The 20373-nt window shown below is 61.5% G+C and carries 15 protein-coding genes; 8 read left to right on the top strand and 7 right to left on the bottom strand.

Going from position 1 to position 20373, the window contains the following annotated elements; translation table 11 throughout:
- Positions 1–18 precede the first annotated feature (18 nt).
- Together ASU23_RS17800 and ASU23_RS17795 are read right to left on the bottom strand one after the other, a co-directional pair.
- A complete protein-coding gene (locus ASU23_RS17800) occupies positions 19–1746 on the bottom strand; it encodes an FAD-dependent oxidoreductase (protein WP_042921466.1) in 1728 nt (575 codons plus the stop codon).
- Positions 1747–1779: 33 nt separating this feature from the next.
- Positions 1780–2787, bottom strand: a complete 1008-nt coding sequence (locus tag ASU23_RS17795) for a diiron oxygenase (RefSeq protein WP_003943163.1) — start codon at positions 2785–2787, stop codon at positions 1780–1782.
- Between the two features lie 217 nt (positions 2788–3004).
- Here ASU23_RS17795 and ASU23_RS17790 point away from each other — a divergent pair, with 217 nt between their 5' ends.
- A complete protein-coding gene (locus tag ASU23_RS17790; RefSeq protein ID WP_082661417.1) occupies positions 3005–3907 on the top strand; it encodes an SDR family oxidoreductase in 903 nt (300 codons plus the stop codon).
- Between the two features lie 111 nt (positions 3908–4018).
- On the opposite strand, the gene ASU23_RS17785 is transcribed toward ASU23_RS17790, so the two are convergent.
- A complete protein-coding gene (locus ASU23_RS17785; protein WP_058038477.1) occupies positions 4019–5257 on the bottom strand; it encodes an HNH endonuclease signature motif containing protein in 1239 nt (412 codons plus the stop codon).
- A 1103-nt stretch (positions 5258–6360) separates the two neighbouring features.
- Between ASU23_RS17785 and ASU23_RS17775 the strand changes: the two genes are divergently transcribed.
- The gene (locus tag ASU23_RS17775) at positions 6361–6984 is read left to right on the top strand and encodes a hypothetical protein (RefSeq protein ID WP_054186991.1); all 624 of its coding nucleotides are present in this window, start codon (positions 6361–6363) and stop codon (positions 6982–6984) included.
- A gap of 669 nt (positions 6985–7653) precedes the next feature.
- Here the strand turns inward: ASU23_RS17775 and lanKC are convergent.
- On the bottom strand, positions 7654–10236 hold the full coding sequence (lanKC, locus tag ASU23_RS17770) for a class III lanthionine synthetase LanKC (protein ID WP_058038374.1): 2583 nt from the start codon (positions 10234–10236) through the stop codon (positions 7654–7656).
- 368 nt (positions 10237–10604) lie between these two features.
- Between lanKC and ASU23_RS17765 the strand changes: the two genes are divergently transcribed.
- The 3 genes from ASU23_RS17765 to ASU23_RS17755 are packed head-to-tail and all read left to right on the top strand — an operon-like array spanning position 10605 to position 13228.
- Positions 10605–11798, top strand: coding sequence for an acetyl-CoA C-acyltransferase (locus ASU23_RS17765; protein ID WP_030536138.1), 1194 nt, complete (start codon positions 10605–10607; stop codon positions 11796–11798).
- 28 nt (positions 11799–11826) lie between these two features.
- The gene (locus ASU23_RS17760) at positions 11827–12588 is read left to right on the top strand and encodes a 3-hydroxyacyl-CoA dehydrogenase (RefSeq protein ID WP_003942978.1); all 762 of its coding nucleotides are present in this window, start codon (positions 11827–11829) and stop codon (positions 12586–12588) included.
- A 13-nt stretch (positions 12589–12601) separates the two neighbouring features.
- Complete coding sequence (locus ASU23_RS17755; RefSeq protein ID WP_050656998.1) at positions 12602–13228, top strand: TetR/AcrR family transcriptional regulator; 627 nt, start codon at positions 12602–12604, stop codon at positions 13226–13228.
- 87 nt (positions 13229–13315) lie between these two features.
- Here ASU23_RS17755 and ASU23_RS17750 read toward each other — a convergent pair whose 3' ends face one another.
- Positions 13316–14938, bottom strand: a complete 1623-nt coding sequence (locus ASU23_RS17750) for a long-chain fatty acid--CoA ligase (RefSeq protein WP_003943212.1) — start codon at positions 14936–14938, stop codon at positions 13316–13318.
- 101 nt (positions 14939–15039) lie between these two features.
- Entirely contained in the window at positions 15040–16725 is a 1686-nt protein-coding gene (locus tag ASU23_RS17745; RefSeq protein WP_058038373.1) for a dihydroxyacetone kinase family protein, read from the bottom strand.
- 54 nt (positions 16726–16779) lie between these two features.
- On the opposite strand from ASU23_RS17745, the gene ASU23_RS17740 reads away from it, so the two are divergent.
- Positions 16780–17643, top strand: a complete 864-nt coding sequence (locus ASU23_RS17740) for a patatin-like phospholipase family protein (protein ID WP_058038372.1) — start codon at positions 16780–16782, stop codon at positions 17641–17643.
- Entirely contained in the window at positions 17640–18494 is an 855-nt protein-coding gene (locus tag ASU23_RS17735; RefSeq protein ID WP_047269366.1) for an LLM class flavin-dependent oxidoreductase, read from the top strand. The genes ASU23_RS17740 and ASU23_RS17735 overlap by 4 nt, the downstream gene beginning before the upstream one ends.
- Position 18495: 1 nt before the next feature.
- Here ASU23_RS17735 and ASU23_RS17730 read toward each other — a convergent pair whose 3' ends face one another.
- Positions 18496–19506: a low specificity L-threonine aldolase gene (locus ASU23_RS17730; protein WP_058038371.1), complete on the bottom strand. Its 1011-nt coding sequence runs from the start codon at positions 19504–19506 to the stop codon at positions 18496–18498.
- A gap of 335 nt (positions 19507–19841) precedes the next feature.
- On the opposite strand from ASU23_RS17730, the gene ASU23_RS17725 reads away from it, so the two are divergent.
- Positions 19842–20372 carry an HNH endonuclease gene (locus tag ASU23_RS17725; protein WP_099697175.1) on the top strand — a complete coding sequence of 177 codons (531 nt, stop codon included), beginning with the start codon at positions 19842–19844 and terminating at the stop codon, positions 20370–20372.
- Position 20373: the final 1 nt, after the last annotated feature.

Raw genomic sequence — 20373 nt, 5'->3', positions numbered from 1 at the left:
CTGTTTACCTGTAGCGGATCAGCGAGCGCGAACGGGTCGACCGAATCGACGCGTCGGTTTCACCCGGGCCGCAGCGTCGAGGATGGAGGTGATCTCGACCTGATCCAGAACCTTTTCGCGGACACGGTCGTGCGCAGCGCCGCGTTCCAGTTCCGCCTTGTCGATGGCATGCCAGCCCTCGCGGTCGACGACGTCGGACTGTCGCGCCCGGACCAGACGATCGACTGCGGAGTCGTCGGCGACCGGGTTGGTCAGGCGTCCGTCGTTGAAGTCGTCGACGAGCATCCTGATCGTTTCCTGCGCGCAGGACTTGTTGGTGCCGATGAACCCACTCGGTCCGCGCTTGATCCAACCGGTCGCGTAGACCCCGGTGGCGGGATCACCGTTCGGAGCTTCGAGGACTCGGCCGTTCTCGTTCGGAATGACCGACGCACGCTCGTCGAACGGGACGCCGGGGATGGGCACTCCGCGGTAGCCGATCGAGGTGAGGACCAAGCCGGTATCGATGGTCTCAGTATCGCCGGTTGCTTCGATCTGCACGGTTCCGTTTGCGTCGACAAGAGCGTTGCGAGCGAACTCGATTCCGCTGACCTGATCGTCGCCGGTGATCGAGGTCGGCGTGAGCAGGTAGCGCAACGTGATGCGCTTGTTGCCGACGTCGACGTGATCGCGGTTCTTCAGGGCTTCGAGGAGACGCAACTTCTGCTCGACGGCATGCGGGAGTTCGCCGCGTTTTGCCAGTTCTTCGGTGGCCGAGTCGAGAACCATGTCGTCGGGTCCGACAGAGAGTTCGATGTCCGGCAGTGCCATCAGGCCGGTGAACTCGGGGACCGTGAACGCGGACTGCGCGATTCCGCGTCGACCCACGATGACAACTTCTTCGACGCGACTCTTCCGCAGAGCGGCGAGTGCGTGAGCGGAGATGTCGGTACCGGCCAACTTCTCGGGATCGGCCGTCAGAATGCGAGCGACGTCGAGCGCGACATTTCCGTTTCCGATGATGACCGCGCGGCGATGTGAGAGGTCGAAGACGTCGTCGGCGTGATCGGGGTGGCCGTTGTACCAGGCTACGAAGTCGGTGGCCGAGGCCGTGCCAGGCAGATCAGCGCCCGGAATGCCGAGACCACGGTCGGACGAAGCGCCGACTGCGTAGAGCACCGCATGGTGATTTTCGAGCAGTTCGCTGTGCGAGATGTGCTTGCCGATCTCGACGTTGAGGTAGAACTCGAAACCCTTTTGTGCGGCGATCTTGTCGAACAAGCGAGTGACCTGCTTGGTCTTCTGATGGTCCGGAGCAACGCCGGCGCGAACCAAGCCGTAAGGCACAGGAAGGCGATCGAAGACGTTGACCTGCACGTCAGGCTGAGTCAGCAACTCGTCCGCGGCGTACATCGCCGACGGTCCGGAACCGACGATCGCAACGCGCAACGGCGGTCGGCCCTTGTCGACGTGGGCTGCCGGGATGACCTTGGCGAGAAGCGGCCTGGGTCGCTCTTCCTTGTAGAAGTCCGCATTGATGGACAGGAAGACTCGCTGCGGGTCGGTCAGCTTCGACTCGGGGACGATGGCGTCGACCGGGCAGGCCGAGACGCATGCGCCACAGTCGACGCAGGCCTGCGGATCGATGTGCAGCATCTCGGCGGTGAGGAAGTCCGGCTCGTCCGGCGTCGGATGGATGCAGTTGACCGGGCAGGCGTAGACGCACGAGGCGTCGCTGCAACAGGACTGCGTGACTACGTGTGGCATGGCGCTATGAGTCCGATCTCGACTGTCCGGGAGCTACGCGGCGGCGTTGTGCGAGCTGCGGTGAGGTTCGCTACGGAAGCGTGATGCGCGGCCGTCCATCTTGCAGGCCTTCCACACCAGGCGCGAGGCACGGTTCATCAGGCCGGTGTCGGTGGCCAGCATGCGGACGTCACCGAAGTAGTTGCGCAGGGTCTGGCGCGACTCGGGCAGATCCCAGAACAGGTCCTTCTTCACGGACTTCGGGATGTCGAACTGCTTCCAGAAGGACTTCGGCGGGATGACGATGGCGTCACAGAGAATGCGCATGACGATCGGGAACAGCAGCGAGAGGACAAACCGGTTCGGGCGTGACATCAGCGGGATGCGGCGGCTCAGAAGCTTGTGCGCGAACGAGATATGACGCGCTTCCTCGGCTACGTGGATGGCCATGACCGACTGCATGATCGGGTGGATCTGGCCGCCGGCGCGCAGGATGCTCTTCTGAATGTGGTCGATGGGCTCTTCACCGGCGAGGACACCGACGAAGAACAGTTCGGGGAACGGACCCGCAGCGAGGGGGATGAAGGGTGCAAGCATCTTCATCGGACGGCTCATCCCGGGAGCGTCGGCACCGATGCGGTTGACCATCTCCTGGAACATCATCGTGTGGTTGCACTCTTCGACCGACTCGTGCGTGCAGTAGCGCGCCTCGGCCGAATCGTTGGGCAGTGAGAAGACGTACTGCATCATGCCGCGGATCAGAATGTTCTCGAACTGGAGACCGACCTTCGCGACATTGGCCTGGCGCCACATGCCGATTTCGATCTGCCTGGCCTCGGACTGCGACTGGTACCACGGGTGTGCACCCAGCGGGTCAGTCTCGGCCGGGAGGATCCAGCGGCGATCGTTCGGGACGACGGCAAACTCGGGGGAGTCCCAGTCGATGTCGAGGTACGGGTCGAAGTGCTTGTGCACCGAGCCCTCGGACAGGAGTCGAAGCGTCTCGTTGTACGAGTCGTCGGATGCTTCTCCGCGCTTGTCGAGCGGCGATGTGAGCGTCATGGCGTCTCCTCTTCGTTTCGGTCACCGCTGGTATTTCTCGCGGTGTTCGGTGGAATCGAGGGCCGGTTGTGTGATCGCTGGCACTCGGTCTGGATTTAATGTAACCCGAGGTATCAGGAAAAGCTAGTGGCAGATACTCCTGAATCCCGACGAATTCTTGACACGGCCGAAACGGCGCCATAACTTACTTTTGAGTAATTTCCGCGGTGCGTCCGAAGTGGGCTGTTCAGGGACGGGTTCGCACCGAATCGCACGCGAAGATCGAACCGAGGCCGACGTGATCAGATCGATTCTCAGCAATCTTGCATTGAGACCGCCGACGCGTCTGCGCTCCCTTGTTCCGTCACGCGGCGTCACGCTCTCCGACAAGACGATCGTTCTGACAGGAGCTTCCTCGGGGATAGGTGAGGCGACAGCTCATCTCTTGGCTCGTCGGGGAGCCGAGATGATCCTGGTCGCGCGCGGTGAGGAAAACCTCGAACACGTACGGGACGAGATTCACCGCAGGGGAGGATGGGCACACATCGTGCCTGCGGACCTCTCCCGCGGTGAAGCCGTTGACGAACTCGCGGAGACGATCGCGGATCGATTCGGGTCGGTCGACATCCTCGTCAACAATGCGGGTCGCTCGATCCGGCGTACCGCGTTGGATTCGGTCGACCGATTCCATGACTACGAGCGCACCATGGCGCTGAACTACTTCGGGCCGACAAGACTGACGTTGCGGCTACTGCCCGCAATGCTCGAGGCGAAGTCCGGACACATCATCAACGTCGGAACCTGGGGAGTCACTGCGGGCGTGATGCCCAGGTTCAGCGCCTATCACGCGTCGAAGTCTGCTCTCAGTGCATTCGGCCGAAGCGTCGGCGCGGAATGTCACGGCACCGGTGTCGATGTCACCACAGTGCAATTCCCACTCATACGAACACCGATGATCGCGCCGACGGCGGATTACGTGAGCCAGCCGGCGCTGACGGCCGATCAAGCTGCATCGTGGATCTTGAGGGCGATCAATACGCGTCCCGTCGAGCTGTATCCGCGGTACGCGGGGCTGTTACGAGCGATTGACGTTGTATCCCCTTCTGCCACTGACGCTCTCGTGCGAAGGGCCGGGATCTGAGGGGCTGGGATTTGAGGGGTTGGGATTTGAGGGGTTGGGATCTGACCAGAAACGTGCACCAGCACCGGGGCATGGTTCGTCCCCGGTGCTGATGTATTCGATTGTCGCGGTTCAGGCTGCTGTGGGTGGGCTGTTCCCGCCGATCGGCTGTTGATACGGATCGATCGACATGGGTGGGTAGAACACCGTCTTCCGATCCGGGCCGATCTCGACACGCCACTCGGTGTGGTGCATCGTCCGGTGGTGATGACCGCACAACAGAACCAGGTTGTCGAGATCTGTTGGGCCACCATCGTTCCAGTGAACAATATGATGGGCATCGCACCACCCCGACGAAGTCCCGCACCCCGGAAACGCGCACCCGCCATCCCGGACGGCCAGTGCTCGCCTTTGCGGAACCGTCGCTGTTCTCGCTTCCTTGCCGCAGTCGAGCGGAACACCGTTCTCATCCAACAAAATTCGCGTCACGGTGCAGTCGCACGCCAACATCCGCGCGGTATCGATACTGATGGGGCCCACCCAATCCGTCCACGCGAAACCCAGTTCCTGAGTCGACGGCAAGAGGTCTTTCAACGCTTGCAGGTCCGTCATGTCTTTTGCCGACGCGGTCACCGTGATGTGCGGTTTCACTCCGCCTTCGATCGGACCCAACCCCGCCCGCTCGTACCGGCGCAACAATTCGCAGAACCCGTCCGCCCGTCGTAATGCAGGCGTGCGTGTGTCCTTCACGCCGTCTTTTTCCGGTGTCGGCGCAGACAGGCTCGACAACAACGTGATCAACCGGGCCCCGTTCACCGCATCCAGATCACCCTTCACCGACACCCGCCCGTACAAGCCTTTCGAGGCGTAGAACTCGTTACGCTCCGAATCCTCACCCACCGGAACGCCGTCCTCGCGTTTGCCGTACTGCTTCTCGATCCGCCGGATCGCCGCCCGCACCGCATCACAATCAGCAATGTTCTTCGACGCCAGGCCAAGCAGGATCCCGCGGGCCTTGTCCACATCCGCCGGCGTCATGTTCTTCGGTGGATGCTGACAGAACGACGCCACCTGCCGCGCTTTCAACGCATCCACGTCACCGCGGTGAAACGCATCGCCCACAACGGGTTCGAGCATCAACAACCGCGCCAACCCGACCAGCAGACTGCACTCACCGATCTCCAGATTCGTCGAACCGTGCAACCACTGCGCGATCGCCCGAAAACCCTTTCCACCGAGAACGTCCCGGGAAAACATCTCCACGATCAGCAACACCATCCGCGACTGCAACTCGTGTCGGGCGCGCACCAGATCCAGAACCTCCCCCTTGAGGTCCTCGCCATCCAGCTGCCACGCATCCCGACTGTCCATGCCGAAAGCATAATCGAACAAAGTTTCGAACACAAGAGAATGTGGATCGAAAATTGCTGCTATCAAATCGATTTCGACATTTCGGACAGTCGGTTATAGGCGGGTCGCCGACGTAGTCCACGTGCGCCGACGAGTGCGAGCGCCACCATCAACCCGGAGCGCAACAGCATCACGTCGGAATTGTCTGAGCCCCAGCACATTTTGCAATCGGCGTCGATCATGTTGCCGCCTGTCCCCGGCAAGCGCATGGGTCCAGCCGAGCACCAGGCCCAGGAGTGTCATCGCCAGCGTGATGGGAACGAAGACCACCAGGACCCGCAAGAAATGCCCTCGAACAAGGCTGGTGGATTCGCGAAGATCGACGAGTGGTGGAAGCGCCGGACACGACGGACACCGATTTATTACTCATCGGTCTGGTGTCGAGTGCGCATCTGCAGTCCCGAGCCAAAACCAATCTTCAGCGCTTCCGGCGGCCGAACAATACGCCGACAGTCGAGATCATGATCAGCGCCACAAGAACGACGACGATGTACGACCTGTCCGCGGCCGGTGCCACCGTTTCGCTTTCTTTGGTCACTGCATCAGTGAATGTACAGCTTATGCCTGGAGGGAACCATCCCCAGAAGTCTGTAATTCCTGCCGCTACCCTCTCCGCCCGGCCGGGAAGGAGATAATTGAATCGTGATGGGATTCCATAGTGATCAATGCACCAGCTGGGCTGATGTTGGAGGCGCAAAGAAAATGCGTCCAACAAATAGACCAAGGTTAGTGCGATCAGCGATGTTGCTAAAGACGCTTGGCTTGCTCGTAATAATCGAATCTTCACGACTCGCCCGCAACAGTCACGTCATCATGGGGTGACGATGGTATTGGTTGCTGCGATCCACCGAATCCAGCCGTGCTCAAAATTGACCTGTCGACTTTGGGAGTCGCCGAGCTCTCCTGACATCGGTAGTTCAAATCGACCATCCTCGCAGCCCTGCCTCCCATAGCCAGCAAAGATAGCACCGTGGACACTTTCTCCGTGCCGAGAAACAATCGATCGTGAGATCGGGGAAGTGGTTACTGCTAGTCCGCGACAAACAGCTCGCTATTCTCATCGAATGGATCAGGCAGTGTCGAACTCGCAGGCAACGAGAAGGTCCGGTGCTCTTCGTTGGGTTGTTTTGGTAAACGCACTTATCGCAGCGTCGGCGTCGGCGATGTATGTCGCAGCGAAATGCCATCTCACCTGGCCCGAACCTGCGGATAGTGCACTCTCGATCGCCGGTGCGGTCGTTCTCTGGGTCCTCACGGCGAGTGTTGCAATCGTGCTGCTCGGAGTGTGCTGGTGGCAGCGACGCCGATGGTTGTGGTCCGATGTCGCTGTTCCGGTTCTCGTGGTGATCGCACTCGGGATCGCGGCCGCGGGGCAGCCACATTTCGATCAGTATCGGGCAGACTTCGAAACCGTTGCACAGCAACTACTTCAAGAACCTGACGATCCCTATTCCGATGGGTATCATCGTGATCTACGAATCGGCAGATTCGATATCTCCTATGCCAACGTCAGCAGTGAAGGCCACGTCTATTTCTATGACGCACGAGATGGATTGGACATCTTGGACAATCCCGGCTGGGTGTACGCACCCGATGGTGTGTCCGACAAGACCTTCAATCAGCTCCGGCTGGAAGACATCGGGGGCGGATGGTACCGATTCCCTCATCTTGTCGTTGACAGCTATTGAAACTCAAACCACCAGACCCTCCGCTCGAAGTCTCGGGCGAATGTGGTGACGCCGACCAGCATTCCTGAGGCGAACGGTAGTAGGAGTACGAGAAGCGTCGTCAAGGTGAGAGCGGTGTTGGCACGGCAACCGCCACCCCCGTCGTACCAGCGTGAGCAGATGTCGCCGAAGTCCCAACTCTCGCCCCAACGCTGAACGAACCAACCCGAAAGTGCGGCTGTCAGGATCAGTAGGAATATCGTCGCCAGTGACCATGCGATCTACCCTCGGCATTGCCGCCAGGTCGCACACATCATCGGCGAATACAGCTCGGTGAAGTGCGGATGCGTCTCATGATGAAACAATATTGTTCGTCTGATGATCCGCACGGATTCCGAAAGCCGATACCCCGGACTTGCTCCGAGGTATCGGCCTGAGGTCAGAGGCAGAAGAAACTGAGGGAACTGATTGCCGCGTTCTGCTCGAGTTGGCCGGCATCTCCGACGTTGCCGGCGGCGACTGACAGATCTTGAAGGGAGAGAATAGCGTCCATTGTCATTTCCTTTGTTGATCGGCGTTCTTGCCGATGGATTTGATCGATCGAGTTTGCTTGCGGTGTTGATTTAATTCCAGGTTTTTCGCCTGGTACTTCTGTGCTCCAATCTGCCGTGGGTGATAACTTCCGAACAATTAGGCGATGTGGCAGTTCGACGCGCACATCAGTGGAAACGACTGTCGGGCAGTTGCCGATCGGGTATATCGGAGCAACGCCAGTATTCCTGCAGATCCGGTTGCCCAGTCTGTCGAGAGTCTCAGGTTCTGTTCACCTGGAAAGTGCAGGCCTCCTGCGTGATTGAGGCTGTGCAAGCCCAGAAGCTGAAACTGCTGTGCAAGCGTCTGTTCACAATCGGCGCCGGCGTATGGAGTCTTGGAGAGTTCGCTGAGAAACAGAATCAGCCCGGCTCGCCCGTTGAGTAGTCCGGCTTGGGCAGTGAATTCGACTGTGGCGGCGCGGGATATCGCACGCACCGCAGCTGCGTAACGCGGTTCGTCGACATGGCGCAGAAGTTGTAGAAGTACCAGGCCCACACCGACAGACCCGGATCCGAGATACGGCATCGTCCGGCGCTCCTCTCTCAGCTGCATCGACCCGTCAGGGCACATCGACATCACAGACAGATCGATGTCGACGAGCTGGCGTGCGTGTTCCAGCGATCGAGGATCACCACTCAGTTCGTAGTGGCGAGTCCAGAACAGTGCTTGTCCGCTCGGTCCCCGCATCAGCCCACCTCGGCCGGCCACTGCCCAAGGTGTTCCGCCGGCGTCGCGGACATGCAAGCGAGCAGCTGAAATTCGTTCGCGCAGAGTCTCGGTCACGACAGCGAGAGTGGGTGACACAGTCGGTCGTGAAACCGATTCCTCGAGTAGGAGGCAACCGATTCCGGAAAGGCCGCTGAAAAGGCTGGAGTCGATGTCGTCGAGTGGGGCTCGACGCAAAGTCTCGACCCACCTGTCGGCTGTCGAATGTCGCCCGTGATGCCGAAAGGTATGCACCGCACCCGCGAGCCCGTCGAAGAAGCCGAACTTTGGTTGAGTATCCGAATCAACTTGATGTTCAGTCCATTCCAGAACTGACTCCAAGGTGTCTGCGGGAAGTACATCGGCGAGCAGGTTTCCGCACGAGCCGTGAGCAATGCCGTAGCCGTTCACTTCGAACTGGGCGATGTCACCGGGAAAGAGTCGATCAGGGCGGGAGAGATCAAGCGAGGCGAGGATGCCGCAGCGCAATAGAGCGGCCGTGCGTTGCAAGGTTTCGTTCGACGACGTGTCCCAACGATGCGGGCGATTCTCCGGCTCCGGCGCCTGTACGTCGAGCATCGAATAGAGCGAGGCACCGAAGGCGCGGGGAAGATCGAATCGAGACACCGCATAGTCGATGAGTTCGGGAATCTTGTTGCGATCGAGAGGGAACAATGTAGTAAGTGGAACAAAGAGTCCCAGCTCGATGCAGCCCAACGAGTATCGATCCGCCGCGATTCCTGTCAACTGTCGAGGTGCTGTGTATCCGGGGGCTCCGGTGGACCGGGGCGGATGCTCGTCGATGTTGTGGGCCATCTCGAAGTCGATGATCCGAATACCGGACGGTGAGCACATGACGTTGCCAGGGTGAAGATCGGCATGAACGATTCCGGCGTTGTGGAAGCTCTCGACTGCGGTAGTCAACTGTTGTGCAATGTCGAGTGCCCAGGTTCTGTATTCCGTTCGGGAACTGAGTGTCTGGTCCGCGCGTATCAGTGGGTGGCGGAGCGCAACTTCCTGATTCAGGGGAGTGCCGGCAGCGCGCTCGGTGACAAGGAAGTGGTGTCCCTCGCGCTCGAACAACCTGATCGCAGAAGGTGCGTACGGGTTGTCGGCAAGGTGGGTCAACTTGTCGTACTCGTTACGGATGCGGTCGATTGCGTACCGGCCGTTGGCGTCCGGGGCGGTAAAGGGACGGCCTTCTTTGATGACCAGATCGATGCCGGCGTCGTCGAACGCGGAGTAGATCCCCCCGCTGTTGCTGAAGTGCAGGGCTTCATTGATCGAATAGGGGAATTCGTCATGTGATTTCAGCTTGTCTTGCTGCGCGCGAACGAAGTCCGGGATTTGTACCCAGTCCGGAGTTCTGAAGGAAGTGCCGCGCACATCGGGTTCGAGCGATCCGTCAGGACGCCGAATTGCGGGGACGCGATCGCCGAATGAATCGTAGGTCTGCATGGGCAGATACGCGCCGTACCGTAAGTAGAGCGGTCCCCGGTTCCATCGCACATCGCTGAGGATGTACGGCCCGTCGGCACCGGTGACAAGCTTGTCCAGTTCGGTGATGACACGTTGTGTGGCAACACCATCCGCCGGATAGATCGTGATGAATTTTCCGCTGGAAGTTCGATTGGCCTGCTTGCTGTTGGACAACATGAGGTCTGCTGCCGTCCGAAGAAATTTGAACGGCACATGATTGTGACCGCAATACACGGAAACGGTATCGAGCAGCTCCTGCGCGTTGGCTTGGGTAGCGGAGCAGTGAATCTTCCATCCTTGTTCTGGCAGCAGACCGTCGGGCGGTTGGAAGTAGTTCCACGGTCCACTTTGGGGACCGCGCCGCCAGAGCGACCAATCCACCGACTTCGCGGGGATAAAGTGCTGGTCAGTTGATGTATCTGGTCGGGTGACCGTTCTGATTCGGTCGTAGAAATGCGGGTCGGCACGCGTGAAGGCAACGTATCGCAGGTCCACGCCAAACCTCCCGGTCAGTCCCCCTGCGGTTGTCATCGATTGGTGCCACGCCCCGAATCCCCTGTGGCTTGGATTGCTTGTGGCGGAAGGTTATCCGATTCCGGACATTTCGGGCGAAGATTGAAAACCTATCATTCGAAAGTACTAATGAATGGCGTGGGCCAGGCGAGGTCACTGATCGCCCAGCTTTTAGTCGGCCGCATTTGTTTCGAGTTCGGAGGCCCCCTCTTGACGAGAGGATCAAGTCGGTGGTAGTTCTTTAGCGAGCGCTAAGTCAGGGTGCTCCCTCGATCTCGGTCCGGTACCCGGCGCCACGAAACTCGGGTGCCGGACCGCCCCAGCAATGCACGTCCTCGAAGGGAACGAAGATGACCAAGGCAGTGATCGTCGATGTAGTCCGGATCGCGTCCGGCAAGGGAAAGCCGGGCGGAGCACTGTCCGGGACGCACCCTGTCGAACTGATGGCCCACGTTCTGCGTTCCATCACCTCGCGAAACGGCCTCGACCCCGCCCTGGTGGACGACGTGATCGGCGGTTGCGTCGGCCAGGCCGGTGAGCAGGCGCTCAACATCACCCGCAGCGCGGTCCTGTCGGCAGGGTTCCCCGAGTCGGTACCCGCCACCACGATTGATCGCCAGTGCGGATCAAGTCAGCAAGCTGCGCACTTTGCGGCGCAGGGCGTGATCGCCGGGGCCTACGACATCGTGATCGCGGCAGGCGTCGAATCCATGAGTCGTGTCCCGATGGGTACCACGACGATGGGGAAGGACGCTTCCGGTCCGGGCGTCGCGGCTCGCTACCCCGAAGGCCTGGTCAACCAGGGAATCTCTGCAGAATTGATCGCCGCCAAGTGGAAGCTTGACCGCGACGCTCTCGACGCATTCTCCGCGCAGTCCCACCAGCGGGCAGCAGAGGCAGCGGCGAAGGGGCTCTTCGACAAGGAGATTCTGCCGATCTCGGTGACCAACGCCGCCGGTGAGACCGTCTCGCATATCGTCGACGAGACGGTTCGCGCGTCTACTACCGCCGAGGGACTCGCCGGTTTGAAGCCGTCGTTCTACTCGGAGAAGTACGCGCAGCGCTTCCCCGAGGCGCAGTGGTCGATCACTCCCGGTAACTCGTCGCCGCTCACCGACGGCGCGTCCGCAGCACTGATCATGAGCGAAGAAATGGCGTCGAAGCTGGGGCTGACGCCGCGAGCTCGTTTCCATTCCTTCTCCGTTGCGGGCGATGACCCGATCTTCATGCTCACCGCACCCATCCCAGCCACCCACAAGGTGCTCGCTCGCGCGGGTCTGAGCATCGACGACATCGACACCTACGAGGTCAACGAAGCCTTCGCTCCCGTTCCACTCGCCTGGGCTCACGAGTTCGGCGCCGACCCGGCAAAGCTCAACCCGTGGGGCGGCGCGATTGCACTCGGCCATGCCCTGGGGTCCTCGGGTACTCGTCTGCTGACCACGATGGTCAACCACCTCGAGGCCACCGGCGGACGCTACGGATTGCAGACCATGTGCGAGGGCGCCGGCATGGCCAACGCCACCATCATCGAACGCATCTGAAACACATAACCTTTCGAAAGGAACTCTCATGATCGTCAACGACAGCGTCGCCGTCGTCACCGGTGGAGCATCCGGCCTCGGCCTGGCTACGACCAAAGCCCTTCTTGCCGACGGTGCCAGCGTCGTCATTATCGACCTTCCGTCGTCCAACGGTGAAGCCATCGCCAAGGAACTTGGCGACCGGGTCCGCTTCGCGGCTGCAGACGTCACCGACGAGGCTGCGGTCACCGCGGCACTCGACGTGGCCGAGTCCCTCGGACCCCTGCGCGTGGCAGTCAACTGCGCCGGAATCGGCAACGCAGTCAAGACGGTCAGCAAGAAGGGCGCTTTCCCGCTCGACGCGTTCAAGAAGGTCATCGACGTCAATCTGATCGGCACCTTCAACGTCCTTCGTCTTGCTGCGGAACGTATTTCGAAGACCGAGCCGATCGACGGTGAACGCGGCGTCATCATCAACACCGCTTCGGTCGCAGCGTATGACGGCCAGATCGGGCAGGCTGCGTACTCCGCGTCGAAGGGCGGCGTCGTCGGTATGACGCTTCCCATCGCCCGTGACCTCGCGTCGCTGCTGATCCGCGTCAACACCATTGCACCCGGCTTGTTCAAGACCCCGTTGCTGGCTGGACTGCCCGAAGCAGCCCAGGCGTCGTTGGGTCAGCAGGTGCCTCACCCCTCTCGCCTGGGTGATCCCAGCGAGTACGGCGCGCTTGCTGCGCACATCGTTTCCAACCCCATGCTCAATGGTGAGACGATCCGCCTCGACGGTGCAATCCGTATGGCACCGCGGTAATTTCGGCTATCACATGACTGGCGAGGTGGAGTCGGTGAGCTCGGTGGCAGTGGACTGGAGGTCCTTCCCGCCGCTGGTGATGACCGACATCCTGATGGCTTCGCTCGAGCTTTTCGACGAGAATGGTTACCACGGCACGACGGTGCGCCAGATTGCCAATCGTGTCGGGGTAACCGTTCCCGCGCTCTACTATCACCACGCGAACAAAGAGGCAATTCTCGTCGCTTTGTTCGAGGTCTCGATGAGTGAGCTGAATACCAGAACCGAAGCGGCAGAAGCGGAGGCCGGCGAAAATCCGGTACGACGCTTCGCCTTGGTGGTGGAGGCGATAGTTCTCTATATGACCCACCGGTCGCGGCATGCTGCGTTGGACACCGAGATCCGGCATGTCTCACCGGAAAGCCGAAGTCGATACGCCGCCAGTCGTAAGCGGCTCGAGTTGCTGATGCGCAGGATCGTCGACGACGGTGTGGCATCGGGAGATTTCGCGGTCACCGATACCGAAGAGACCGTCCGGGCAATACTCGGTATGGCGCAGTCACTGCCGCGTTGGTTCCAGACCGGCGGTCCGATGTCGCCGTCGCAATTGGCGCAGAAGTACGTCGACATCGCTTTTCGCACGGTCGGTTATCGTCCGTAAAGTGCATTGCTCGTTAAATGAAGGTGGGCAACAGAGTGAAAACCTGTTGCCCACCTTCAGTATTCATGCTTCAGCATTCACTCCGTGTCAGAGGCGAGTGACTTCGAGTCCGCCCTCGTGGTAGTCGGCGCGAAGGCGTTTCTTGTCGAACTTGCCGACGCTCGTCTTCGGAACTTCCTGAACCACAGCCCAGTTCTCGGGGAGCTGCCACTTGGCTACCTTGTCCGAAAGATATTGCTGGAGTTCGGACATCGTGGTCTCGGATCCGGCGCGCAGAACAACCGCGACCAACGGGCGCTCGTCCCACTTCTCGTCCGGCACGCCGATGACGGCAGCTTCGGTGACGTCAGGGTGACCCATGACGGCGTTCTCGAGGTCGACCGATGAGATCCATTCGCCGCCGGACTTGATGATGTCCTTGGAGCGGTCGGACAGGCTCAGGAAGCCGTCGGCCGTGATGGATCCGACGTCGCCGGTCTTGAGCCAGCCGTCGTTGAACTTGTCTTCCGCATCGACGCCGTAGTACGACCCGGTGATCCAGGGGCCGCGCACTTCGAGCTCGCCGACGGAAACGCCGTCGTGTGCAACAACTTTGCCGTCATCGTCGATGAGACGTGCCTCGACGGATGCCGGGAATCGACCCTGGGAGTAGCGGTACTTCCACATCGCGTCGCCGGTGACGCCGGCCGGCGGGCGGGCAACGGATCCGAGCGGGGAGGTTTCGGTCATGCCCCAGGCATGCAGGACGGAGACGTTGTGGTCGGCTTCGAATGCGTGCATGAGGGCAGGCGGTACCGCGGACCCACCGATCAGAACCTCGCGCATCGAGGAGATGTCCTGCGGGTTCTGCTCGAGGTAGAGGTGCAGGCCCTGCCAGATGGTGGGGACGGCTGCGGCGAACGTCGGCTTCTCGCTGGCGATGATCGCAGCCAACGGGGCAGGCTGGAGGAAGCGGTCGGGCATGATCAGCGAAGCACCGATCATGAATGCGGCGTAGGGAAGTCCCCACGACATGGCGTGGAACTGAGGCACCACGGCGAGTGCACGATCGCCCTGCGCGAGGTTGGGGCCGTCGCTCATGCAGACCTGCATGGAGTGCAGGTAGATCGAACGGTGGGAGTAGACGACGCCCTTGGGGTCACCCGTGGTGCCGGACGTGTAACACATTGCGGCAGCGCTCAGTTCGTCGACCTCGGGCCAGTCGAACTCGGTGGGCTGATCGGCGATCAAGCCCTCGTAGGTGTGAACCTGCACTCCCTCGGGAGCTTCGAGTCCTGCAGTGGAGGAGCCGGTGACGACGATGTGTTTGACGGTGGTCAGCGACGGAAGCTGCGGAGAGAGAAGCGGAATCAGGGACGGGTCGACGATGATCACGCGGTCCTCGGCGTGATTGGCGACATGGATCAACTGCTCGGGGAACAGACGAATGTTCAGGGTGTGGAGCACAGCGCCCATCGAGGGGATCGCCAGGTACGCCTCGAGGTGCTCGGAGTTGTTCCACATGAACGTGGCGACTCGCTCGTCGCCCTCGACGCCGAGCCCGCGCAGGGCGTGCGCGAGCTGAGCACAGCGCTTGCCGACGTCAGCGTAGGACACACGGCGCGGGCCGGACTCGGTCCACGTGACAACCTCGGAGGCGCCGTGAACGGAGGCACCGTGGCGGAGAAGTTGAGCAATGGAGAGGGGGGCGTCTTGCATGGTGCTCAGCATGGGCTGCTCCTGTGTGGTGTGTGAGACCGGTGCTTTCGCCCACGGGTCGTCACAAACGATGTGCTGTGGCTGCCAGATTAGTCACAGCCCCGAAGTGCTCGCTAGTGACCCACTGCACTGGCGAAGAACCACGCTATGAGTAGCGCTCCCGGATCGACTACTCCGCGAGCGGCTTCGCCCACATAACTTGCACGTCCGCGGTTCGCGAGCATGGTTTCGGTCGACTCCGCCCCGGCCGCTGCGGCTTCCGCTGCGCTCGCCAGCGCAGCATCTCGATCGGCTTCCGAGCTCACGGATTGCTCCAACGACTCGACCGCCGGAACTATCGCGTCGACCATCGTCTTGTCGCCGACGCGTGCGCCGCCGAGCGAGGTGATGTTGTCGAGTCCCGCTCGCGCTGCAGCCGCGATCGCGCCGAGGTCGAGTTCGGAGTCCGCCGAGTCTGCGGCAACGCGGAAGAAATGCCGGAACCAGATGCCGAACAATGCGCCGGAGGTGCCACCGGCGTGGCCGAGGTACGCCTGTGAGACTGCATCGAATATCGTTGCGGTGGAGTACGTGTCACGGATCGCCGAGATGTCGAGTTGATCCAGTGCGGCCACCATGTTGGTCCCGAAATCGCCGTCGCCCGCTCGTCGGTCGAGATCGGTCAGTGCCGGTTCCTGATCCAGTACCTTCTCGGCCCAGTCCGCAATCCAGCTTCCGACGAAGCTGCTTTCGGCGGTGCGTGAGGTGTCGGGTGTGAATGTGGGACCGAAAGATTCGCGCGTGCCCATGCCGGTGTACTCACGCGCTATAGCATTCGGCCAGGCGGGCGCTTTTGTTGGTGCGTCCCATAATTCGAGGATTTCTTTGTCTGTGCGAACAAGGGTGATGGACGCGCCTACCATGTTCAATGCAGTGACGAAGGTTCCGATCAGTGTCCGCTCGATGTGAATTCCCTGTTCGTCCAGATAATCTCCGAGTTCGGCGAACAGAAGTTGCAACTCCAGCGGGTGGGTGGCGCCGAGACCGTTGACGACGGCGATGACGCGGTCGCCTTCGGCGAGACTCAGGGACTTGATGATCGGGTCCGTCAGCCGCCGCACCAATTCCGGTGCGGGCAGGGCGTCCACGCGTTCTGTGCCGCGTTCGCCGTGGATGCCGATACCGAGTTCCATCTGACCCGCCGGCAAGTCGAACGACGGCTCGTCAGCCCCCGGCAAAGTGCATGGGCGAAGGGCGACGGCCATGCTCCGAGCGGAGTGCGCGACGTGTTGTCCGATCCGGGTCACCTCGGCCAGGTCGTCGCCGCGGGCGGCGGATGCGCCGCAGACCTTCTCCACCACGATGGTTGCCGCAGTACCGCGTCGTCCCGGACCGCTGCCGTCTGCGCGTTCGGTCGCGACGTCGTCGTCGACCAGGACGACGTCCGTATCGATCTTGTCCTCGCGTAGCAACTCTCGGGCGATACCGAAGTTCATCACGTCGCCGGTGTAGTTCTTCACGATGTGAAGGACGCCGCCGCCGGCGTCGGCAGCCTTGGATCCCTCGTGGATCTGAAGTGCATTGGGTGAGCTGAAGACCAATCCGGGGCAGACGGCTGTGAGCATTCCTTCGCCGATGAATCCGGCGTGCATGGGTTCGTGGCCTGAACCGCCGCCGGAGACGAGCGCGACCCGTCCACGGGGAAGTGGCCTTGCGCGTGTGAGGTACCCAGGGTCGGGATTCCACGCGATGTCGTCGGTGGATGCGATCAACCCACGGAGTGCGTCGGGAACAAATGTCTTTGCGCTGCGCATGAACATCACTTCAGAGTAGGTCTAACGTCGACTTCGGGCACGGATCACGATCGACGAGAGGTGGACGGCGTGAAATTGGGGTTGGTACTTGCCGGTGGCGGCGTTGCGGGAATCGCCTGGGAAACAGGTTTTCTGTTGGGCCTTCAGGACAAATCACCGGACACTGCCGCTGCGCTGCTGACGGCGGACGTGTTGATCGGCACTTCCGCAGGTTCCACGGTGAGCGCTCAGATAGCGAGCGGCGTGACACTGCAAGAGCTTTTCGACGCACAAACAGCGGAGGCCACCGGGGAGCTCGACCCGAAGGTCGATGTCGAGGTACTCGGTCAGATGTTCGTCGACGCGATCGCAGGATCGCAGGACCGGGCCGAGCAGCTCCGTTTGCTCGGCGAAGCAGCGATGAGAGCCGATACCGTCGAACCTGCCGTGCGTCGCGCGGTCATCGAGGCGAGGCTGCCCAATCGGTTGTGGCCCGACCGGGAGTTGCGCATCCCGGCGATCAACGCACAGACCGGTGAGTTGAGGGTGTTCGGCAACGCTGACGGCGTAGAACTGATCGACGCAGTCGGAGCAAGTTGCGCCGTACCAGGGGTGTGGCCGGTAGTCGTGATCGAGGGCGAGCGGTACATGGACGGCGGAATGGCGAGTGGCTCGAATGTTCATCTGGCTGCCGACTGCGATGTGGTCGTGGTTCTTTCACCCGCAGCCGACCCCGCCCCGAATCTTCTGGGCGGCAGTCTACGAGAGGAAATCGACGTGATGACGCCCTTGCCCGTGCTGCCTGTCTTCGCCGACGACGCCGTCGTCGAAGCGATCGGAACGAACTCGCTTTCACCGACAACCAGGCGCCCCGCAGCCGAACTCGGCCGCGAACAGGGCCGTCGAACCGCCGACGAGATCGCCGCGTTTCTGGTGACGGCATGAGCGCCGCACGGATTGCCGTCGTCGTGCGCCCGGAGCAATCTCCGGAAGATCTGGTTCGACATGCCAGGTATGCAGACGAAGTCGGTATCGACGAGGTCTGGTTGTGGGAAGACTGCTTCTTCGGCGGAGGAATAGCCACTGCTGCAACTGTATTGGCTGAGACCGATCGCGTGGGTGTGGCGATCGGTGTGCTGCCGACCCCGATGCGCAACACCGCGATCACGGCGATGGAGATTTCAGCGCTGGCCAGAGTTCATCCGGATCGACTACGGGTTGGCTTCGGTCACGGCGTTCAGAGTTGGATGCGGCAGATCGGGGCCAAAGCCGAATCGCCGTTGACCCTCCTGCGGGAGCAGTTCGGAGCAGTCGAGCGGCTACTGGGCGGTGAGTCGGTGACGGTGTCCGGTCGATACGTGAATCTCACGGACGTCACGCTGGCGTGGCCACCGGAGACGGTGCCGCAGTTGCTCGTCGGCGCCACGGGGCCAAAGACTTTGGCGCTCAGTGGCGAGTTGGCGCAGGGCACCGTGCTCTCGGGTGGGACGACCCCGGACGGCGTGCGTCGGGCGATCGCTCACATCGGGGCGTCGGATCACGAGGTCGTCGTCTACGTCATCTGTGCTTTCGGTTCCGGCGGTCGTGAGCGCGCCCTTGCCGAGGCCGCAGCGTCCGGTAGCGAGTCGCCGGAGGATGCGATTGCCGTGGGCAACGCGGCCGAAGTCGCGGCAGCAGCACGGCGATGGGTTGCAGCAGGTGCAACCACCGTGGTACTCCAACCGACTGTTGACGAGCCGGATGTCCGCGAGTTCATTCGCTTTGTCGCGCAGGAGGTTCAACCCCTGGTGGCGTAGTTCAGAAGGTTACTCTGGACAGAACCGCGTCGATGTCGGCAGTGCTCACGTCGCGATGCGTCACGAACCGAACCTTCCCGGCAACGGTGACCGCGCCGACATCGACACCGGCGAGCTGAGCAACGGTGACCGACGGATCAGCTGTCGCGGCCAGAACGATGTTGGTGGCAGGTTCGTCGACGGCCCAACCGCGTTCACGAAGCCCCGACGCGAGGCGCTGCGCGTTGTCGTGATCGTCGGAGAGGCGAGCTTGTGAGCGCAACGCGACGATGCCGGCTGCGGCCAGCACTCCGCCCTGACGAACGCCGCCGCCGAGCATCTTGCGGATCCTTCGGGCTTCGGTGATCAATTCGGGTGATGCGGCGAGTATCGAGCCGACCGGCGCACCGAGTCCCTTACTCAGGCACACCTGTACGGTATCGGCGCCGGAAGTCAATTCGGTGGGCGAAACATCGAGTGCAACAGCGGCATTCCAGAGACGGGCGCCGTCGAGGTGAATCTTCAAGCCGCGTGATCGCGCTGCGTCGACCAGCTTCGTCCATTCGGTCGGATTCATGACGGCACCGCCGGCGAAGTTATGAGTGTTCTCGAGACAGAGCAGCGTGGTGTTCAACGCGAAGTACGGGCCGGGGGAGCCCGCCGCCTTCACGACAGTCTCGGGGGTGGGACGTCCGGGTCCGCCGTCGTGCGGCAACGCCATCGGCATTCCCTGGGCGAGCCAGGCAGCGGTGCCCAATTCGGAGCCCAAGACGTGAGAGTGTTCCGGTGCCAGGAACTGATCGCCGCGGTGAAGGTGCAGCATCAGCGCAATCAGGTTGCCCATCGATCCGCTCGGCACCCACAGTGCCGCCGGTAAACCCAGAGTGTGCGCCACCTCTTCCTCGAGCGCCGCCATGGTCGGGTCGTGATCGAGGACGTCGTCACCGACCTCGGCGTCGGCCATCGCCTTCCGCATCTCCGCATCAGGCTTGGTGACGGTGTCCGAGCGTAGGTCGATGTACGACGAAGTCATGGCTCATTCGATCAAGCCGCGTGTTCCGGCGTCAAACCGCGGTATTTCCAGGACGGCTCTTCCGGCCTGATAAATCGATATCGCTGAGGATGCCTTCCGTGTGATGATGAGCGTCGGCAATAGCCGGTGACGAGAACAAGAAGTGGAAGGGGACAGGCATGCGCGACTGGAAGCAAGCGTTGCACCTGCGCGGGCACTCACCCCGCGGTATTTCCCATCCCGCATTCGGGGAACAGAGCGGCGCTGGATATATGCCGTTCCCCATTTCTTGCATTTGCTCCTGACCCGTCTTCGTGTCCAGGAGTTTCACTCCTCGACACGAACTGAGAACTCTCATGCGGAACCCGAACCGCGCACTTGCTCACAGTTGGATGAACCGCCCCGTCCGGGTACTCAACGCCACGTACGAGTACCTCGGTGAAGTGAGCGCCGATCGTGCGGTCGTCCTGATCGCCACCGGCTCCGCGCAGTCCACCGAAGACGTGACCCCGATATTTCCGGTGCGCTCCAAGCACGTCGAAATCCCACTTCCGAGGACGATCCTGCTCGCCGAGTACGTGTACGTTGCTCACCGGGTGACGGTCACCGATTCCAGTCGGGCCACTTTTGCCGGTGTCTTCGACCGGGACGGTCGTCAATGTGCGTACTGCGCCGCCCGGGCAACGACCATCGACCATGTCCAGCCGCGGAGCCGTAACGGGCCCAACACGTGGGGAAATCTGGTGGCGTGCTGCAGTTCCTGCAATCAGCGCAAGGCGGATCGCACTCCGGCCGAGGCCGGTATGCGGCTGCTGTGGGAGCCGAAGGCACCTCGGCGCATCGAGAAAGTGCAGCAGGAGATCTGGCGTGAATTGAGTCGGACGTGAC

The organism is Rhodococcus sp. KB6, from assembly GCF_001445685.1.
Classification (GTDB): Bacteria; Actinomycetota; Actinomycetes; order Mycobacteriales; family Mycobacteriaceae; genus Rhodococcus_F; species Rhodococcus_F qingshengii.
This window is presented reverse-complemented; position numbering and strand designations above follow the sequence as displayed.

Bases quoted from the DNA above. Each gene is read 5' to 3' on its own strand.
- ASU23_RS17750 (WP_003943212.1), bottom strand. From the start codon at position 14,938: ATGCTGAGCACCATGCAAGACGCCCCCCTCTCCATTGCTCAACTTCTC.
- ASU23_RS17745 (WP_058038373.1), bottom strand. From the start codon at position 16,725: ATGTTCATGCGCAGCGCAAAGACATTTGTTCCCGACGCACTCCGTGGG.
- ASU23_RS17795 (WP_003943163.1), bottom strand. From the start codon at position 2,787: ATGACGCTCACATCGCCGCTCGACAAGCGCGGAGAAGCATCCGACGAC.
- ASU23_RS17785 (WP_058038477.1), bottom strand. From the start codon at position 5,257: ATGGACAGTCGGGATGCGTGGCAGCTGGATGGCGAGGACCTCAAGGGG.
- ASU23_RS17800 (WP_042921466.1), bottom strand. From the start codon at position 1,746: ATGCCACACGTAGTCACGCAGTCCTGTTGCAGCGACGCCTCGTGCGTC.
- ASU23_RS17775 (WP_054186991.1), top strand. From the start codon at position 6,361: ATGGATCAGGCAGTGTCGAACTCGCAGGCAACGAGAAGGTCCGGTGCT.
- ASU23_RS17725 (WP_099697175.1), top strand. From the start codon at position 19,842: ATGCGGAACCCGAACCGCGCACTTGCTCACAGTTGGATGAACCGCCCC.
- ASU23_RS17760 (WP_003942978.1), top strand. From the start codon at position 11,827: ATGATCGTCAACGACAGCGTCGCCGTCGTCACCGGTGGAGCATCCGGC.
- ASU23_RS17765 (WP_030536138.1), top strand. From the start codon at position 10,605: ATGACCAAGGCAGTGATCGTCGATGTAGTCCGGATCGCGTCCGGCAAG.
- ASU23_RS17735 (WP_047269366.1), top strand. From the start codon at position 17,640: ATGAGCGCCGCACGGATTGCCGTCGTCGTGCGCCCGGAGCAATCTCCG.
- ASU23_RS17755 (WP_050656998.1), top strand. From the start codon at position 12,602: ATGACTGGCGAGGTGGAGTCGGTGAGCTCGGTGGCAGTGGACTGGAGG.
- ASU23_RS17730 (WP_058038371.1), bottom strand. From the start codon at position 19,506: ATGACTTCGTCGTACATCGACCTACGCTCGGACACCGTCACCAAGCCT.